Source organism: Mesorhizobium sp. AA22, assembly GCF_001672375.2.
In the GTDB taxonomy this organism is placed as follows: domain Bacteria; phylum Pseudomonadota; class Alphaproteobacteria; order Rhizobiales; family Rhizobiaceae; genus Mesorhizobium; species Mesorhizobium wenxiniae.
Genome location: NZ_CP048406.1, coordinates 5,250,787 through 5,268,985 on the forward strand (window position 1 = coordinate 5,250,787; position 18,199 = coordinate 5,268,985).

Here is an 18,199-nt window from a genome sequence, read left to right on the forward strand (position 1 = left end):
CTTCCTGGTTTCCGAGACATATGGTGGGTCAGGACGCTACCCTGATGGAAAGAGCAGAGCCGTCGCCAAGAGGCGCTACGCCGAAGTTCCGATGGGAACAAACAACTTGTCACCGTTATGGTCGATCTCGATCAATTCGTTCTTCTGGGCCAAACGGTCCGCAAATCCTTTGTGGAAGATAATAGCGTTCATATAGGCAAACGTCATTGCAAGCGCTTCGGTCCGCAATGGATAATCGACGAGTGAATGGATGAGAAGAAACGACACGGAGAGAAACGCCGCCTTTTGAAGGGGATCGCGGCGAACTTTAGTAAGCGCCCCAAAAAGTAATATTAAGTAAAAGACCATCAGTAGAATTGCAGTAAGCCCTCCCTCGAAGGCTATTTCAAGGTATTCGTTGTGGGCGTGGTTTACATACTTGCTATAAATCATTCCTTCCTTTTCGTATATCTGATAGGCCTTCTGAAAATTCCCAAACCCAACACCTGTTGCCCAATTCTCTTTGATCCCCTCAATAGTGGTGCGAGCAAACTCTCCTCGCCCGAAAGCCGGATCAATCGCGTCGGCCTCGATCTTAGTCCATGCGCCTATCGTATACGCCGAAAGTCCTATGAAAACGGCAAGGATGCTGAGCCGACTCACCCTGGAACGCGCTGAAAGAAAGACTATGGATAGTACGGTGATCGCTAATCCGATCAGGACGCCGGCCCGCGAACCGGCGGCCAAAAGGAGCAGCAAAAGTATGGCCAGCCCGAGCGATCCGGACAAAAGATGTCCTCGGAACAGACCATAATAAGCGACAAAGGGGATAGAAACAAAAAGTAATGCCGCAAAATGATTCTCGTTGGCAAAAAGCCCGGCATTGATCGTGAAAGGCAACAATCCCTCTACGGCGATGTCGTCAGAGAGCGAATATTGAATCGCTCCCGCTAACCCATTGCAGATAACGCCCATAAAAAAGAAAGGCAGAAGCCCTTGAACCTGCTCGGTGCGCAAGCGCAATACGCTCAAGAAAAACGCGGCTGACGCCACCAGATATAACAGACATTCGATCGTCCGTCCGACTCCGACGCTGACGAAGCGAAATCCGCTCTGTCCCGCCAGCCATGAATCTCCGAGCAACGGCTCCGGCCGCAACCCGTTGAGTATGGCCGCAGGCAGCGGAACGATTTGCAAAATCACCAGCGCCACAGCGAAGATAAGCAGCCACAGAATTGTATACGGGATTCTTTGGCCAGAGGTCTGTGAAAAGACCGCCGCCGCCGAGATGATTGCCGCGACCTCAATCAGCGTGTCCGTGTAAAGGCCGCTTGCAGTGCCACCGCCGATCAGCAGCGATATAAACAGAACCGATCCAAGGAGATATTTATCCCATTCCGATGGCCGGTCGCTCAAGATGAAAGTCTCTCGATGCTCAATTTGTGCATTACCAACGTACCGACGTAGCGAAATCGCCAGCTCTCAGCAATGGCGGCTGTCTCCAGCCGTAACAATTGCATGGGGCACCCAGCCGGTCCAACCGAAAAATCCTGACTCAGTGCCTGACGATTGTATGTACCCTCGGGAATATTGAACCGCGCTATTTCGCTGGCTGCCCCCACACACCTGATCGACCAGAACAACTCCTTAGGAAGCTTCAGGTTTCTTGCGGACGCAGCCAGAGAAATCTTGTAGGAGCCTGGAGGCAGTTGAATATACTGCTGAAGAGAAGCGTTCTTGACGGGCGTGTTCAGGAAGCGAATCGTCGCACCACCCTCACCTGCGACCGCATCCTGAGATGTTACAAAGGTAACTTCCAAACCTGACTGCTCGCCGACCTGCCAATCAAAAGGTTTGCCGCTGGACACAGGTTCAAATGTGCTGTTGAAAATATATCCGCCCAACTTCCGTTCCTGATCAGACAGGCTGAAAAGAAACAATCGATACGCTTGTTCGTATTCTTTCTGACGAATATAGCCGTGGATCACATAGGACAATTCGCTCGAGTTTGGTGGCGCACTTGACCCAGTCAAATCGAGCAGCAGCCGATTTGCGAAATCGAGCCCGTCGGGGGTTTTGCCCAGCGCGACGAACAGACTTGCTCTCCAAGGTGCCTCCGCCTTGATGGCTGCCAGAACGGCCTGGTAACCGTCGGGGCTTGACAGGATTGTCGGCAGGCCCTCGGCGATAGCCGGAAATCGATCTGGCCATCGCCGCAGCAATATATCGATCTCGCCGACAGCCTTCGACAGATCGCCGGTCTCGATCGAGTGGCCAATGGACCTCTGGAGCGCGTGGATTTCGGTCTTGGATAACTTTCGAGCTTGATCGAAGAAGTCATAGGCTTCTTCTTTTTTGCCCTGTCGGTATTTGATCTCGCCAATAAGGCTGTAGAGACGCGCATCTGCCACGTCAAAGCGAAGCGCGCCTTCGGCCTTGGCGAGCAATGCATCGAAATCGGGAGTCTTGCTTGTATCGTTCAGGTCGCCGGTTATTCCGCCTATCAAGGCATTGACGTTCAACGGATCCAGCGCGAGGGAAACGGCCGGGGTTTCAGTTTCAAGAAACCGACTTAGCCCGATCGACGAAGCCGCCAACACTAGAGCGGATGCGACGAACCAAACGCCTGAACGCCGGAGATTTCGCGAAAGCGGGCTGGTCTGCTCCATCATCGACTTTGCCCTCAAGTTTCGGGGTACTCGTGCCGTAATCGTAATACTGGTAATTCATATACTTATAGGCGTAATTGTAATCGAACTTGTTCACCGCAAACTTCGACATCGCGGCTCCCACCACGTTCGCGCCGGCAGCTCGCAGACGCTTCAACGCCGTCTTCGCCGACTTGCGTGTGACCTGATTGGTTGAAATGACCATCAATGTGCCCTCCGCAAGCCGGCTGAGGATGGGTGCATCTGAAAGGCCGACGACCGGCGGGGCATCGATGATGACAAGATCAAAGCGCTTGCCGAGATTGGTAACGATTAGTGCCATCTTCGGCGAAGAGAGCAGGTCAGCAGGGTTGGGCGGGATCGTTCCGGAGGTCAGGACGGTCACGTTAGGATATTTCGTCGCCCTGAAAATGCTCGCCAGATCCTCCTTGCGGACGGTGTTCGTCAGGAGATTGCTAAGTCCGATCGTGTTGTCGAGACCAAACAGCCGGTGAAGATTTGGCTTTCGCAGATCGCCGTCGACAATCAGAACCCTTGCACCGAGCGCTGCAAAGTCCTGCCCGAGCTTGAACGAGGTGGTCGACTTGCCTTCCGACGGCTCCGAACTCGTGACCAGCAGCGATCGCGGCGCACCTTCGGCGCCGGAGAACTGCAACGAGGTTCGAAGCGAACGGTAGGCTTCCGACAATCCTGATTTCTGGTCGGTAATACTGGCTATGAGTTCCCGATCATCGACTAGCGGCAAGATGCCGAGCATCGCCAATCCCAACTCCTTCTCGATCTGCTCAGGGTTGGTGAAGGTGTTGTTCAACAGCTCGATCACGTAAATAATTGACGCGCTCAGAGCCATGAAGAGGCCAAGCGCCATCGCAAGATTGATGCTCAGGCGCGGAGAATAAGGGCTACCAGGCTGCGTCGCGAAATCAACGATTGCGGCGTTTTGAGACTTGAGCTCGGAGCTGACGCCAACTTCGTTCAGCTTGGCGATAAGATTATCATACTGCGATCTATTCGAATCAACCTCGCGCTTCAGGATCGTGTATTTGATGTTTTTATCGTTGAAGATAACTTGTTGCTTTTCCATCTCGGCGAGTTTGGACCTAAGGTCGGCCTCCTTGTTCTGAGCCTCCTGGTATTTCTGCCGCAACGAATCGGTTATAGTCAAAACGCCATTGTTATAAAGCCGTTGCAGCTCCTTGATCTGCGCCTGAAGCTGCTGCATCTCTGGGAAGCCAGGCTTCAATATGCCTAATTTCTGCTGGTACTGGCTGGTCAAATCCGCCAGTTTATCGGTGATCTTCTGCAGGCCTTCGCTTTCCAGGACGGGACCAAGGCTCGCCCCGCGACCTTTGTCTATCTGGTCCACCATTCGTCCGGCATCGAGACGTTCCTGGATTGCTGTCGCGAGCGCCGTGTTCAAGGCCTCGATGTTGGACCCAATCAGCGACTTGTCGTCGCCGGTTATCGTGATGCCCGCATCCTTAGCATAAGCGACGAGTTCCTCTTCGGATTTCTGAAGCTTTTGCTTTACCTGCAAAACCTGTTCCTGGATGAATTGCCGCGCCAGGTCCGAGGTTTCGCTGGTCTGATCGAGGCGTTGATCGATAAAACTTTGCGCGACCTGGTTGGCTATATCACTTGCATACTTCGGTTTCTGGTCGGCAAATGTGATCGACAAGAGGCTCGTGTTGGTGACCAAACTTACAGTGAGGTCATTTAGAACGCGACTGATCGCAATCTTCTCACGCTCCTCCGGGGTTTTCTCTTCAATGGAGGGCGATTTGGAAATTCCGAATGCACGATAGAAGATGTTGCTAGGCGAAAAGCTCGGCGTCGGAAACAGGAAATCCGGCTTTTCACTGAGACCCAGTTGGAAAACCACGCGCTGGGCCAATGCGCGGCTTCTCAGCTTTTCCCGGGCCGTTTGAAAGGCCCGTAGGTCGCTGTTTTCAGAAACCACTTCGATGTCCTGGAAGACCTTGGCCGAAGGAACCAGCACTTCCAATTGCGCTGTAGCCCGATATTTTGGCGTCTGCATCATGGTAACGATGACGCCGGCGACAAGCCCGGCAGCCGCCATCATGACGATCAGCCACCGATACTGGACAACGTAAAAAAACAGCTTGAGGGGATTGAAGCCCTCGTCGTGCTCCGCGTAATCGCGGCCGTACGGGCTATAGTTTTGCGCACCGTCATAATACAGGTCGGGAGACAAGGCCTGGCCATGCCCTGGGCCTGCAATTTGATGCTGTCTGTTGCGATCGAGCATGGTGCGAAGTAATCCTAGCTTGCCTGTATCCTGAATTCTGACCGGTGATGGTTAAATTCCCGGGATCACCGCAATTCGGGCTGCACTCGAGGCGACGCCGAGGGCGTCCTTGAGATTGTTCAGCGCAATTTTCGATTTCGAGGCGAAGACGACAATCTTGTCGCCACCATAGATGCGTGGATTGCGGCTCTTGCCGGCGCGAATCTGCTCCACATTGTAATTTGCGACCAAAGTGTTTTGGCCGACATTGCGATAGACAAAGACTTTTTTCGCATCGCCAACGGCATTGAACCCGCCAGCAAGGGCGATCGCATCGATGAGAGAAGAATTGCTCGACACCGGAAAGATACCGGCCTTGGTGACTTCGCCGTCGACGGTAACGCGCTGTCCGATAGATTCCTTGACGTAGACCGATACATCGGGCGACTGCAGATAGTTGGCGCCGTAGGCCGTTTCGATTTCCTGCTCCAGCTGGCGGACGGTCTTCCCTGCCGCGGTGACGGTCCCGATAAGTGGAAGCGAAATCTGCCCGCCGGCATCGACTTGAACGATTCTGTTCAGATTGTCGACCTGGAACACATTCACCTCGAGCACATCGTTCGGCGACAAAGGCTGCTCATTGCCGTTCTGGGTGTTCTGCGGCGCAGGCAGTTCCTTTACGACCTGCAGGGCACCGCCGCCCGAGAGCGGCGCCGACGATGATGCCAGTTGCAGCGCATCGACCGAAGTCGGCGAAGACGATGTCGTCGACGAGGTGCTGGTGCAGGCAGAGATCGAGAGCGAAGCAAGCAAGACACATATCGTGCCCGTATAGCTTTTTGCGAAATGAAAAACGCCCATCACGCTGTCCCACCCTTCAACAAGCGACCCAATCCCGCAAAGCGACCGACGTTGCCGGAGCCTGGCTTCTTCGAGCGTGCCTTCCCGACCGGCTCGAGAGGCCGGTTCGCCAATATTTCGCCTGGGCGTTTCAACACCATATTGCGGGCCTCATCTTCCCCACATCGCTTCGCGGCCGCGGCGACTGCCTGCGAAAGCCCAGGCGGCCGACGGGTGGCGCCATGGGTGTCCGATGCGATAATATCTACCCTGCCCTCGTCAATCAGCTTTTCCGAATAGTAAAGTGCCGTGCGGCCAAAAGCACCAACAATCGAGTCTGCGGTAAGCTGAACAAGGCAGCCGATTGCATTCAACCTCTCGACAACGTCGTAATTTGCCTTGATCCAGGTCAGCCGCTCAGGATGGGTAAGAATCGGAATGAACCCGGCGTTTATGAGGCGCAGAGCAAGCTCCTCCAGTCTTGGGGGTAAAACGTGATGCGGCGGTTCGAAGAGAAAATAACGAGATCTGTTCAAGGTCGGCACGCTACCTAGCGCCAATTGCTCCGGAAGATCCGGCGCTATATGCACGTCGGCCCCAACGTAAAGAGCAAGCGGGATTGCCGCGCGGCGTAGCGCCTGCTCCAACCCTTGAACTGCTCGGGCAATATTTGCCGATCCGTTTTCGTACATGCCCGGCACGATATGCGGCGTACACGCCATATGCGTCGTTCCATCTGCCACCGCCAGCCGCGCCATTTCCAGCGATTCAGCAAGACTGGGCGAGCCGTCATCAAGACCGGGCAAGATGTGGGAATGCAGGTCGATCATTGGCGTTTGTGGCCGCACTGAAGCAACGTGACGACTTCTCCCCGATAATAGGCAAATGCGCCATCCGCACGATAGCGAATGACGCATCTATCAAGCTCATGCAATGCGGTAGATGCCAGATCCAAGCTATTCGCCGACAGCGCTGTCGTCATTCTGCAAGCTGATAACCAGCACTGCCGCGCCACCTGTCACAGCACCACCCAGCGGCGCGAGACGAACTCGCCCAGCACGAAGCGCATTCAGCTTCAACTCAAGCAATAGAGCGGTATGGTTGACGAATTCCGTCAATATCCCGACTCCAACCGACGCGCCAAGGCTACGGCACAGAGGCGCCGGCAATACAAAATAGCAGAGCAGTCACCCGCCTCTGCTATGTATCTACTGAGCCTAAGGGCTAACGCCGCCGTTGCCGTCGCCATCATCCTGCGTTGCGGCAAGAATACCGGCCGCACCAGCCATGCCCCCAAAAATATAGAGCGGGGTGTTGGACCGGTTGGACTGGTTGCCACCCGGGGGAATCTGACCCGTATGCTCGGAGCTAACGGCGGCAGCCGTCTGTTCGGAGCCGACAACTTTCAGGCAGATATTGTTCTCGATACGGGAAATGTCGAGGCTTGAGTTCGCAGGCACATCCAGGTTGCAGCCACCGACATTGACGGAAGCCGACCCCCTGGCACCGACCACTACGCGGCTGCCGAAATCCAGAGCATTTCCCGCCTTGGCCGGGCCATAGCCGGCGGCTTGCGAAACCATTACGTCGCCATTGGCGTGCCCGATGGAACCAATCGAATTCGCCGCTGCCTGATAGGGTGTCGTACAGGTGCATGGCGTGTCCTGAGCGAAAGACGAAACCGGGCCGAAGCCGATCGAGGCGACAAATCCGGCCAACGCAATTTTTACAGTAAGGTTCATTCGTTTCGATCCTTTTTTCCCGCCGTACCTCGGCCCCGCCCAAGCACTAAGGTATTGAGTAAGCGCGTAACAGCTTTCTGCTTTGATTCCAACCTGTTTCGCATTTGCGAAATGACTTTTTGGTTTCCGCTGTGTTTCATTGGACACACTCACCTGGCAGATTTGAATCTTCCATTTTCGCGCCGCCCCCGCTGGAAATTGTAGGAAAGACAAGTTTAGCGGCATTTGATGGCCGCCATCGCGCCGATGCTTGGTACAGGGATTGTGGCCAACTCTGTTTAACGTGGGGCGTTATCGCACATTCTGTGTTTCGTTTTATGACAGGCAGTTGGCGAGCCGTGAGCTACGAACCTGATAGGCAAGATTTGTAGGTCGAACCGGCCTGCGCGGGCTGTCCGCACAAGATGCCATTCTCGGCAAGTTTCGCCGCTAAATCCATGCCATCGGACGTGAGGCACTGCACAACGATGGCATCACCAAACTTTGAGGCGACATTGCCGTCGCAAGGTGTTCCCGTGCCGACCGGCTTGCAGGTCAGAGCGAGCCCTTGGTAATCCCGGCGCGCTGCCTCCGTTACCATGGCACGCATGGATCCTGGCTTGGTAAACGCCACGCCGCACAACACAATCTTGCGGCCGGCGACGCGAAGATCATCGACTGCCTGGACGGAAAGCTTGCCCTCAAACGGCTCAAGTGCCGCTTGTCGCTTTGGGGGTTGCGGACGAACAGGCGTCCCTTTTTCCACGATAATGACAAAGAAGCCAACCGCAAACGCCAAGGCAACAAATGCAAGCAAGCCTATTTTCTCGAGCGACAATATCCTACTCCGCCATGGCCAAGTACGCATCTCTATCGCCAACGGAAACGCCCGCGCAACCACACCGTTTGTTTGGTCGCATCGATAGCGGCTGATGGGCCCGATGTTTGGCTCGAAAAACAACAGACCGGTTTCAATCGTAAAGACTTTTTATTACAGCCAACCGCTCTATCGAGATTTGCCGATGGTGCCGTCGAGATACTGGGTCAGCGCACAGACCAGATGGTAAAAGATACTTGCCGGCACATCGGTCGCCAGCGAGCGGCCACGTTCGTCGATCCGGTCTATCCACAGGCCAAGCGGTGCCGGGTCGATGTGCCAACGGAACAGGCGACCGACACGCGCTTCGATCTCGGGCTTGAGGTCAGGTCCGCCTGAACCGTCCAGCGCAATCGCCGCCTTGATCGCCTCCGCCTGTGGCCAACTGCGTGAGACACGGTCGAGCGGCAGACCTTGCCGCGAGACGGCACCATAGGCAAGGCCAGTGGCGCGATTGAGGCCGTTGGCGATGGCTGAGGCATAGAGCTTTCTGGCAAAGCCGGTCAGTTCACTCTGGCCGCTGCGCCCGGCAAAGTCGACCAGCAGCGAGGCCCATTCGAAATGGTGGCCGGGTTCCGTCCATGTACCCTTCTCGCCCTCCGCCGGTCTCCACTCGGCGTCGAAATATTCGCCCAGCGTCCAGCTTTCCGGATCGAAGAAATGGCTGCGAAACAGATCGACGATGCGTGCGGCGCGGCGAAGATAGGCGAGCTCGCCGGTCGCTTGATGCCAGGCCAGAAAAGCCTCGAGCAGATGCATATGCGGGTTGGAACGCCGGTCGCCCGCGCCGCTCGACGTTTCGAGAAAGCCGGTCATGCGGTGATCCTCGAGATGCGCGTCGAGAAACGAGAACGTTTCTTCGGCAAGCCGTAACGCATCAGGATTGCCGACCATATGAGCATGCGCCAGCGCCAGGAGCACGCAGGAATGATCATAGGCATCCTCGACGGCGTCGGCGACCGTGCCGTTGACATTGAGCGTGCGCACCCAGCCGCCATTGTCGGTGCGGCCGTTTCTGGCCATGAATTCGAGGCCGTGGCTGATCAACCGGTCGGCAGGCCCGTCCCAGCCGCGGGCCTTGGCGACAGCGAAGGCGTAGACTTGCCTGGCCATGGTGCGCATGCGCTTGGGCTTCATCAGCGGTGTGGCGTCAAAGCCGAGCGCCTCGTGGAAACCGCCATGGCGCTCATCGACCCCGACCGTGGACCACAGCGGCACCGTCTCTTCAAACAGCCAGTGCTGCACACGGCGCCGCCAGGCGCCGCTTTCGATCACGCGGTCGGCGGCGGGCGTGAACCTGGTTTCCAGCCGACCGCTCTTTTCGAGCTGCTCGACGATCTTCTTGACGTTCTGGCTGCGGCTGACCGGGGCGACGAAGGTGGCATCGGCGGTCGAGACGACGGCAACGTCCTTCAAGCCGATGGCCGAGAGCAAGCGACTGTCGCTGCGGATGTAGGAGTTCTCGCAGTCGATGGCGACGACGTCGCCGACGATGACATTGCCGTCATTGTCGGACGGGCCGACATCGAGCAACGACTGCCAGGAACCGAGATCGTTCCAGCGGAAGCCGGCCGGCACCATGGCGATGTGGCTGGCGCGCTCCATGATCGCATAGTCGATCGACGTCGAGGGAATGGCGGCGTAGAGCTCCAGAGGCATATACAGACCGGAAAGATCTGATGTCGCGGCCTGGTAGGCAATTTCGGTTGCCTGCCATATCTCCGGCTCGAAAGCCGTGAAGGCGTCGCGCATGGCGCTGGCGCGAAACAGGAAGATGCCGGTGTTCCAGTAGAAATTACCTGCAGCCAGGTAATTCTGCGCGGTCGCGAGGTCCGGTTTCTCGACAAAACGCGAGACATCGCAGATGCCATCCCTCTCGCCGGCGATCTCGATATAGCCGTAACCGGTCTCGGGGTGGCCAGGCTTGATGCCGAATACCACCAGCCGGCCCGCACGCGCCGCGCCGGTGCCGTTTTCCACGCTCTGCCAGAATTGCCGTGCAGTCGTGATCTCATGATCGGACGGCACCACCAGCACCAGGCTGTCGCCATATTCGGACAAGGTGCGCAGGGTCGCCAAGGCAACGGCGGCGGCAGTGTTGCGGCCGGTCGGCTCGAACAAGGGGCCACCACCGGAAAGGTCGAGGCCAGCGAGGTCGGCGTGGACGCGGTCGGCGTGCCGCTCCGAGGCAATCAGGAAGACCGGCGTTTCGCCCTTCGGCCGCGCCGTTAGCCGGCGCAACGTCTTGGCCAGCATCGAGCCATCACCCGAAAAATCGTGGAACTGCTTGGGATTGTCCTCGCGCGATAGCGGCCACAGTCGTGAGCCGATGCCACCACTCATGACAAAACTGACGATCCGTTCGGTCATTTGGGTGACACCTTTAACTTTTTGACATTTTCATAACTACGCAAGGAGTGCCGCCACATATCGGCGATGCATCTGTTGCCGCCCCTGCGGCGGGACTGTCCAGATGCTTGGGAAAGCTATACTCGGACCAATGTCAAGGAGTTACTCCACGGATTGAGGAGTTCTTTGGCTACCGCGCCAGAGCTATCGGGGTTTCTGTTTGGGAAAGTTCGAATAGGGATTCAGGATGGTCACCGGTTTGAAGCCCCGAGCATAGGCGTTCTCCGCCGTTTCGCCGTTCGAGCCGTCGATCACGTTCCACTACGCCTTGAGACCACCCGCCATCAAGAATGAAGGAATGTTACCCCAGCCAAAATCCTGCGGCGCACACGAGCCTATCGCGACCGAGCGCTGAAGCACTAGTCACGGAACCGGAGCGGGTAGCACGCTGGAGCTTTCTGGGACTTTGAGGCGTGGCCATGGGATTCGTAAGGTCAGGCTTCGAGGTTGTTTTAAAACTCACTCCACTCGCCCTCAAGCGTCATCCACCCGTCTCCAGTGCCCCCGGTCCGTGCGGCCATTAGCTGGCTGCCTACAACGCTAAAACTTACAAAGTCCTCGAAGCCGGATGAAGGGAGGACCGGTCCAACCCATCCCCAGTGAATATTATCACCGGCACGATCCAGCGCAACTATGTACATTCCCACAGTGACTGTGTCGGCCGAGCGCTTTGTTGCAGTGACTCTGACCCACCCATTGCTGTTCGCAGAAATGCCCGTAGCAGTCATTGTAGTTCCGAGCGCAAGCCGCCCCGTCTTCTTAATGCCTGGCTCGTCGCGGCGCACCGCCATTGCCGCGGTGTTAATTGTTCCGGCAAAGCAATTCAGCAGCGCAATGGAGCAGCCGTTTGATTGGCCGTTCCCATCGATCGAGTTGCTCCGCGATGGATTTCCACCGCGAATAATAATATTGCAGTTTGGCGCCATCAATCGCGCAAAAACACCATCTACCTGCCCCAAGCCATCGGTCGATTTACTAATCTTGTCGATATCGAGCTCAGTAAATATACCGCTAGAACTGTCAACAAGGATATCTATTGGCAACCCGTACTCAGCGACGACCGCCGAGCCGCCGCCTTGTGTGCTTGATTCTGCAAGCTGCGTACCGCGGGCGATGGAATAGGAGTTAGCGTTGATCCTCCTGATAGTGGACTTGCCATTCGCCGCTATATCGCCAACGAGGGCAGCTCCTTTTATATTAATCTCGTCACCGGTTGAGAGACCGTGACCTTTATGCACCACGATGATGGTCGCCGATCCTTTGAGAGTAGTGAAGGGATCGATTCCAAGCGAAACAGGAGCCACTGCTGGTTTGATGCGCCCGTTTCTTTCGAAATGATTCGCCCCTAACATCTTAACCCGCATCTTGTTAACATACAGCCCGGCCCCATCATTTCCTTCAATCGTTGCGGATTCTATGGTTAGCTCGGACAGACTAGTTCCAATATTCTCAAGATGGATGGCTGTAATCGCAGTTCCTGAGACACGGATGTTGCTGATTGTAGAGCCATTCATTCCGGCGTTTGCGCGCCAATAAATTCCGCGCCTTCCTCCCTGCAGAATCACGGATTGCAACACGCCAGCATACATAGGCATCGTCGAGTTGATGCTTGCTATTACCGGATTAAGACCTCGGATGTTCCGGAAATAGCTGCCTTGCGTAATGACCGCCGATCCGCCACCGGCATCAAATAACACTCCGTTATCGGCAGTGCCACTACCGTCAATTTGAAAATCTTCCCACTGAACTACTATATTTGTCGACGTGCTGGCATGAAAAACTGCGTCAATCTTTCCAATGGCCTTAAACGTCGAAGCATACATGCCGGCACCGCGGATAAACGTATCTCCGACGATAAACGCCTTAACTGATGTCTTGTAAGTTCCCTTCCTTGCGATGAGACGAAACCCATTCGATTGACAGTAAGCGTTGGCGTCCGGCCAACGAGATCCATTGTCGGTCGAATTATCTCCCACCAAACCTAGCGCTTCGCAAGTAATCTCACCGCGCGGCACTATGAGTTCGCCCCATCTTCCCGCACCAAGGGCAATCTTTCCGAAGTGTGCAGGTTCCGAACTTCTAACTGCATAAAGCCAGCCGCCACCATCATCAACAGCGTTGTAGCCCCGCGTTTCGAAAGCAGCCAGCCCAGTCGGGAGATTGATTGCAGCCATGCCAACCGCTGTATCATAGACAGGGACATTGCCCTGGCTGACGGCATCTGATGCATCCCCGGCGGCTTCATCGCGAGCCGCTACGGCTCGCTGAGCCACACCAGAGAATACGGCCGCAGGCGGCACGGCCATTAAAAACGAACGGCGGGTGGTAGTTGGCGGTTTCACTGCTGCTTTTGTCGCTCAGGTGCTAATTGGTAGCGGATGGAAAACCCGCGTGCGAGTCAAATGCCTATGAGCCGGACCACGAACTCTCTGCCCTGAAACTAGGGCCCTATCGGACCAAGACGACCGCATTCGGTATTCCCAATACAGCACCTATCAAAGTACACGAATCGCAACCGCAATAGGATGGCAACAAAAGAGGCAGAAACCGGGGCGTGAACTTAACAGGTTTGCTTAGATTGTTTGATGTTTGTGTGCTGATGACGCGATCGGCAGGCCGTCTTGACCGACGACACATTAACTTTGGTGCTCAGCCCGCCATGAGAACGGCCGATGGCGCTTTCGGCCCCCTTTCAGCCAGTTGCACGCCACTCTCGGACATTCATTTCGGGTAGAAAAATAGATTTGCGCCATGTCCCTGCCGTGAAGGGCGCTGCACATAGTCATACTGCTCCATCAGTTCAAACGTCTTCCTCCGATCTGAGGTCACCTCACAATACAACTTAGGTCGGATCGTGGAGAGTATCTTCCTCATTCCGCTTAATACCAAGTTTTCCGCGCCTTCAACATCTATCTTCACGACCGCCGGAGGCACGCAATATTCAAGAAGATAATCCAACTCGAACGTTGGAACAAGAACGGTCGATCTGGCTCCACCGGATTGAGTACTTCCAGTCACTTCCCCGAGGTGATTTGACGCTCGGCCGCGAGCGGCGATTAAGAATTTCTGAATACTTAATCTGTTAGATGCTGCTATGGGAACCACCTCGATCCCGTATCTGCGATTCTCGTCTAATTCAAATGTCTTTCGCAACATATTTACTAACCAAAGGTCGGCTTCTACCGCCACTACCTTCCCAGTCCCAGACCGAAACGCGGAAGCCAGGCTGAACACTCCCATATTCGCTCCAATATCCCAGACAGTGTCTCCAGCCTCTACAAGTTCATCGACGGCGTGCAACAGTTGAGGGTCAAAGGCGGCACGACCCGGCTTAAGTACCTTCAATTGCGCATCAGGGCTGACATAGATGGGCAGCGAGCCATACTGCTTAGGCAGACGCCTTTTAAAGATCCGATTTCTGGTCAACAACTCAACTATATGCCGCACGGTACCTCCGCCTTATCGCCCAAAGAAACATCAACGACGGGCATCACCCATTACGAACTCAACGGGTCTCTACAATCGCGTGAAATATTCAATGGTCTTCTTGAGACCTTCGCGCAGCTGAACACTTGGTCGCCAACCAAGCATCTCACGCGCCTTCGCCAGGTCTGGGCGTCGTTGACGTGGGTCGTCTGCCGGCAATTCTTCACTCACTATTACCGATTTCGAACCCGTCAGTTCTATAATTGCCTCGGCGATACCCCTTATCGAGATTTCGCTATCGTTACCTAGATTTAACGGCCCCGGATACTTGACATCGTCATCCATAAAATCGATGAAACCCTTGATCAAATCGTCAACATAGCAAAACGACCTAGTCTGCTCACCGTCCCCGTATATCGTGATCGGCATCTGGTTCAGCGCTTGAACTATGAAGTTCGAAATAACACGCCCGTCGGCCGGATGCATTCGCGGCCCGTATGTATTGAAAATTCGCGCCACTCTAATATCAAGTCCCACTTGTCTGTGGTAGTCAAAAAATAGAGTCTCTGCACAACGCTTGCCCTCGTCATAACAGGATCTTGGGCCTATAGGATTTACATTCCCCCAATATTCTTCCACCTGCGGATGCACAACCGGGTCGCCATAAACTTCGCTGGTGGACGCCTGAAAGATTCTGCAATTAAGCCTCTTTGCAAGTCCAAGCATATTAATCGCGCCATGGACAGATGTCTTCGTAGTTTGAACTGGGTCGTGCTGATAGTGAATAGGAGACGCCGGACAAGCAAGATTGTAAATCTCATCAACTTCAACATAAAGCGGAAACGTGATGTCATGGCGGATGAATTCAAACTTTGGATGAGACGCGAGGTGTTCGATATTTTTCTTGGCTCCCGTAAAGAGATTGTCAACGCATAAGACTTCGTTGCCCATCCCTATGAGCTTGTCGATCAGGTGAGAGCCAAGGAAACCGGCCCCCCCAGTTACAAGAACCCTCTTTGCACTTTGATAAAGTCGTGTCACTACTACTCTCCAAATTAAGACTGGGTGGACAGACGATTATTTCTAATGTCAACGTTTTCTATTTTTTCCTCGTACTCAAGGATTAGATTCCTTATAGTATGAAAATACCACGTTTTATAAAACGCGTATGAGAAGCCTGGCCACCCGTCCAATACGCCCCCTTTTAAAACGTAGCTATAAAAAAAGTAAGCAAACGCATACCAACGAGACGATAAGTATTTGTATTTCACACTTTGTCTCTTTGTTAAAATATTCTGCGTCACCCGTGACCGAAGTAGCATATATCGGTTCGCCTCCCACTTGGCATATGCTTGGTGACGGCCTATGAACCTGTCTATGCCCCGGAAGTCGCGGTGATCGATTAACGTCTCAATCGATCCGACCCGGCCCGTGAGTATTGGATGCTCATGGACTTCCATGTCCAAGCTACTCCATTGATCTTCCTCAATACGCTCATACAAGCCCGCGTCCACTCGAAATAACGCCAACTTCTTTTGTGCTACACCGAATTTAAGCTCCCTCCCCATAAAGTAATTCCTGTATTTTAACCAGAAGCCGACATATTCGTCTGACGCCGTTCTAGCCTTCACCTCATCGCAGAATACATCATCAATCACCTCATCCGCATCCAGAAAAAACACCCAGGGAGTCGCGATTGCATGATTAATAAGCACCCAATTCCGTTTCTTTGGGTAAAAGCCGTCCCACCGAAAGTTAACTATCTCGGCTCCGTTCTTTTCGGCTATCGCAGCCGTATTGTCCTCGCTTCCGGAATCCACAACAATGACACGCTCAAACCTGCCAAGCCTTTCCAAACACCTTGGCAAGTTGTCTTCCTCGTTCTTCACTGGAATAATGACGGTAATGGGAATCTTCTGCACAGGATTGCCCTTAATCAACTCTTGTTTCGTGTTGTTAGGATCTTCAAAGCCAAGTCCAATTGCGTTTCTAAGAGCCGCTAGACACTTGGCCCGTTAAATTCATCTTTCGGCGTCCCACACTGCGCGCAGGGTTGCCAACTACAATGTCATACGAAGGAACACATCGCATGACCACGGCTCTCGCACCTATTATAGCCATAGATCCAATTTCCACCTTTGGGCCCACAAACGCTTCTGCGCAAATCCATACGCCGTTCGACACACGAATAGTCGCCTTGACGAGTGGCATTGACGGGTCACGATAGTCGTGAGTCCCCGCGCAAAGATGCGCTCCTTGGGAAATGGTCGCTTCTGCCCCAATGCTAATTGGCCCAAGCGCATACAATGTGACCCTGGATCCTATGGCAGCGTTATCTCCAATCGAGATATTCCATGGCATCGATATACGCACATCGGGATAAATATGCACATTCCTTCCGACCTTAGCTCCAAACGATCGCAGTAAGAGTACTCTCCATTTCCAAAGTGGTCGCGGGCTTAAGATGAATAGAGGACCCACCAAGCCCCACAGCACGCGTCCGAGTTGCTCGGCCCTGCTCCACTTCCGTGCTCTCCGGTTCTCATTTACGTCGAGCATTCCAGCCATAACTTCGATTTCAACGCAGTTTGAACCGCCGCGTTCACAAGTTTTTATTATTGTCGGCTCAATCCTAAGCCTTGACCAGATTCCTGCACACGATATTCCTACGAGCAAAACAATTCCTCGTATCCACTATCAATTTTGCGTGTTCAGCTAACAGTCTGTAGTCGATTTGGTCGTGATCTGTCGCTATAAGAACCGCGTCATAATTCGAAAGCGTATCTGTCGTTAGTTCAACGGACTTCCGCCCAGACAAATCGGGGTGCTCTCGAGTCTTTGGAATCTCCTGAACGTGAGGATCGTAGTAGTCTACAGATGCGCCTCGCTTCACCAACGCCTCAAGCATTACAAGCGTCGGACTTTCTCTAATGTCGGATACGTTTGGTTTGTAAGCCAGTCCGACAATTAAGATCGAGGCACTGCTAAGAGAAATCTTCTGCCGTGTGTCAAGAGACTGCTCCAGCCTAGCTATTACATACCGCGGCATTGCGACGTTTATTTCACCAGAAAGTTCGATGAAACGAGTCGAGAGACCGTATTCTCTCGCCTTCCACGTCAGATAGAAGGGATCAACAGGGATGCAATGCCCTCCGAGTCCAGGTCCAGGGTAGAACGGCATATACCCGAAGGGTTTTGTGGAGGCGGCGTCAATCACTTCCCAGATGTCAATTCCCATCGCATCGTAGATTACTTTTAGTTCATTTACGAGAGCTATGTTTACCGCCCTAAAGATATTTTCAGTAATTTTAACGGCTTCGGCGACTGATGGATTCGACACTACAACTACTTTTTCAACTACATTACCGTAAAAAGCCTCCATAAGCTCGGATGCCTCCCCGCCGTCGCCGCCTAGTATTTTCGGGATATTGACAGTTGAATATTTCTTGCTGCCGGGGTCCTCACGCTCCGGCGAGAACCCGATCCAAAAATCTATTCCCGCCCTCAGACCGCTTCGTTCCAATATCGGCTTTACAATACCCAATGTTGTATCTGGATAAGTTGTGGATTCGAGGACAACTAACTGGCCAATATGCAAATAACGTGAAATGTTTTCAGCTGTGTCTTTGACATAGCTCAGGTCGGGCTCGCGCTGCTTCGAAAGGGGTGTAGGGACACAAATGATAACTACATCGCATTCGGCTAAGTGTATAAAATCTCCCTCAGCTCGAAATTTCTTTTCTTCCACCCTGGACTTCAGGTCGCATGACTTAACAGCGTCTATGTAGGATTTTCCAGAGTTCAGCATTTCTATTTTTCTAAAGTCTGTATCAAGTCCAATAACATTAAAACCCGCTCGAGCCGCGGCGATCGCTAGCGGAAGTCCAACGTATCCAAGCCCAATAACACCTACGACGGCTTCATGAGAGTTTATTTTCCGAAGCAACTCAGCCCCCTGCCCCTGTTTCATCGCCAAATTCGTAACCACTTCCCTGCCTTCAGTTTGGATTCAAATGCTGGTTGGTGAGAC

Annotated in this window: 14 protein-coding genes; all 14 read right to left on the reverse strand. The window is 53.9% G+C overall.

All coding sequences use genetic code 11. The features are described 5' to 3' along the window. Nucleotides 1-75: 75 nt before the first annotated feature. The 14 genes from A9K68_RS25105 to A9K68_RS25170 all read right to left on the reverse strand — a co-directional run bounded on the left by A9K68_RS25105 (nt 76) and on the right by A9K68_RS25170 (nt 18,139). Nucleotides 76-1,395: an O-antigen ligase family protein gene (locus tag A9K68_RS25105; protein ID WP_065006278.1), complete on the reverse strand. Its 1,320-nt coding sequence runs from the start codon at nt 1,393-1,395 to the stop codon at nt 76-78. Then, nucleotides 1,392-2,651 carry a hypothetical protein gene (locus A9K68_RS25110; RefSeq protein WP_065006277.1) on the reverse strand — a complete coding sequence of 420 codons (1,260 nt, stop codon included), beginning with the start codon at nt 2,649-2,651 and terminating at the stop codon, nt 1,392-1,394. The genes A9K68_RS25105 and A9K68_RS25110 overlap by 4 nt, the downstream gene beginning before the upstream one ends. Further along, on the reverse strand, nt 2,539-4,917 hold the full coding sequence (locus A9K68_RS25115) for a polysaccharide biosynthesis tyrosine autokinase (protein ID WP_065006276.1): 2,379 nt from the start codon (nt 4,915-4,917) through the stop codon (nt 2,539-2,541). Before A9K68_RS25115 ends, A9K68_RS25110 begins: the two co-directional genes overlap by 113 nt. 51 nt (nt 4,918-4,968) lie before the next feature. Continuing rightward, nucleotides 4,969-5,709 (reverse strand): polysaccharide biosynthesis/export family protein, encoded by a 741-nt coding sequence (locus tag A9K68_RS25120; RefSeq protein ID WP_246811230.1) that lies wholly within the window; start codon nt 5,707-5,709, stop codon nt 4,969-4,971. A gap of 47 nt (nt 5,710-5,756) precedes the next feature. Further along, nucleotides 5,757-6,566, reverse strand: a complete 810-nt coding sequence (locus tag A9K68_RS25125) for a CpsB/CapC family capsule biosynthesis tyrosine phosphatase (protein WP_065006275.1) — start codon at nt 6,564-6,566, stop codon at nt 5,757-5,759. Between the two features lie 126 nt (nt 6,567-6,692). After that, entirely contained in the window at nt 6,693-6,854 is a 162-nt protein-coding gene (locus A9K68_RS25130) for a hypothetical protein (RefSeq protein WP_156768181.1), read from the reverse strand. Between the two features lie 99 nt (nt 6,855-6,953). After that, nucleotides 6,954-7,703 (reverse strand): hypothetical protein, encoded by a 750-nt coding sequence (locus A9K68_RS25135; RefSeq protein WP_246811231.1) that lies wholly within the window; start codon nt 7,701-7,703, stop codon nt 6,954-6,956. A 118-nt stretch (nt 7,704-7,821) separates the two neighbouring features. Next, nucleotides 7,822-8,295, reverse strand: a complete 474-nt coding sequence (locus A9K68_RS25140; RefSeq protein WP_065006273.1) for a hypothetical protein — start codon at nt 8,293-8,295, stop codon at nt 7,822-7,824. Between the two features lie 168 nt (nt 8,296-8,463). Next, a complete protein-coding gene (locus A9K68_RS25145) occupies nt 8,464-10,704 on the reverse strand; it encodes an AGE family epimerase/isomerase (protein ID WP_065006272.1) in 2,241 nt (746 codons plus the stop codon). 491 nt (nt 10,705-11,195) lie between these two features. After that, nucleotides 11,196-12,917, reverse strand: coding sequence for a hypothetical protein (locus tag A9K68_RS25150; protein ID WP_128341227.1), 1,722 nt, complete (start codon nt 12,915-12,917; stop codon nt 11,196-11,198). A 547-nt stretch (nt 12,918-13,464) separates the two neighbouring features. Continuing rightward, nucleotides 13,465-14,190: an FkbM family methyltransferase gene (locus tag A9K68_RS25155; protein WP_065006269.1), complete on the reverse strand. Its 726-nt coding sequence runs from the start codon at nt 14,188-14,190 to the stop codon at nt 13,465-13,467. A 69-nt stretch (nt 14,191-14,259) separates the two neighbouring features. Beyond that, a complete protein-coding gene (locus tag A9K68_RS25160) occupies nt 14,260-15,210 on the reverse strand; it encodes a UDP-glucuronic acid decarboxylase family protein (protein WP_065006268.1) in 951 nt (316 codons plus the stop codon). Nucleotides 15,211-15,224: 14 nt separating this feature from the next. Next, nucleotides 15,225-16,109, reverse strand: a complete 885-nt coding sequence (locus A9K68_RS25165; RefSeq protein ID WP_163603070.1) for a glycosyltransferase family 2 protein — start codon at nt 16,107-16,109, stop codon at nt 15,225-15,227. 692 nt (nt 16,110-16,801) lie between these two features. Then, complete coding sequence (locus A9K68_RS25170) at nt 16,802-18,139, reverse strand: nucleotide sugar dehydrogenase (RefSeq protein WP_065006267.1); 1,338 nt, start codon at nt 18,137-18,139, stop codon at nt 16,802-16,804. Nucleotides 18,140-18,199: the final 60 nt, after the last annotated feature.

Coding starts and splice junctions, on each gene's coding strand:
- A9K68_RS25145 (WP_065006272.1), bottom strand. CDS start 10,704: ATGACCGAACGGATCGTCAGTTTTGTCATGAGTGGTGGCATCGGCTCA.
- A9K68_RS25170 (WP_065006267.1), bottom strand. CDS start 18,139: ATGAAACAGGGGCAGGGGGCTGAGTTGCTTCGGAAAATAAACTCTCAT.
- A9K68_RS25125 (WP_065006275.1), bottom strand. CDS start 6,566: ATGATCGACCTGCATTCCCACATCTTGCCCGGTCTTGATGACGGCTCG.
- A9K68_RS25150 (WP_128341227.1), bottom strand. CDS start 12,917: ATGGCTGCAATCAATCTCCCGACTGGGCTGGCTGCTTTCGAAACGCGG.
- A9K68_RS25115 (WP_065006276.1), bottom strand. CDS start 4,917: ATGCTCGATCGCAACAGACAGCATCAAATTGCAGGCCCAGGGCATGGC.
- A9K68_RS25135 (WP_246811231.1), bottom strand. CDS start 7,703: ATGCCGCTAAACTTGTCTTTCCTACAATTTCCAGCGGGGGCGGCGCGA.
- A9K68_RS25110 (WP_065006277.1), bottom strand. CDS start 2,651: ATGATGGAGCAGACCAGCCCGCTTTCGCGAAATCTCCGGCGTTCAGGC.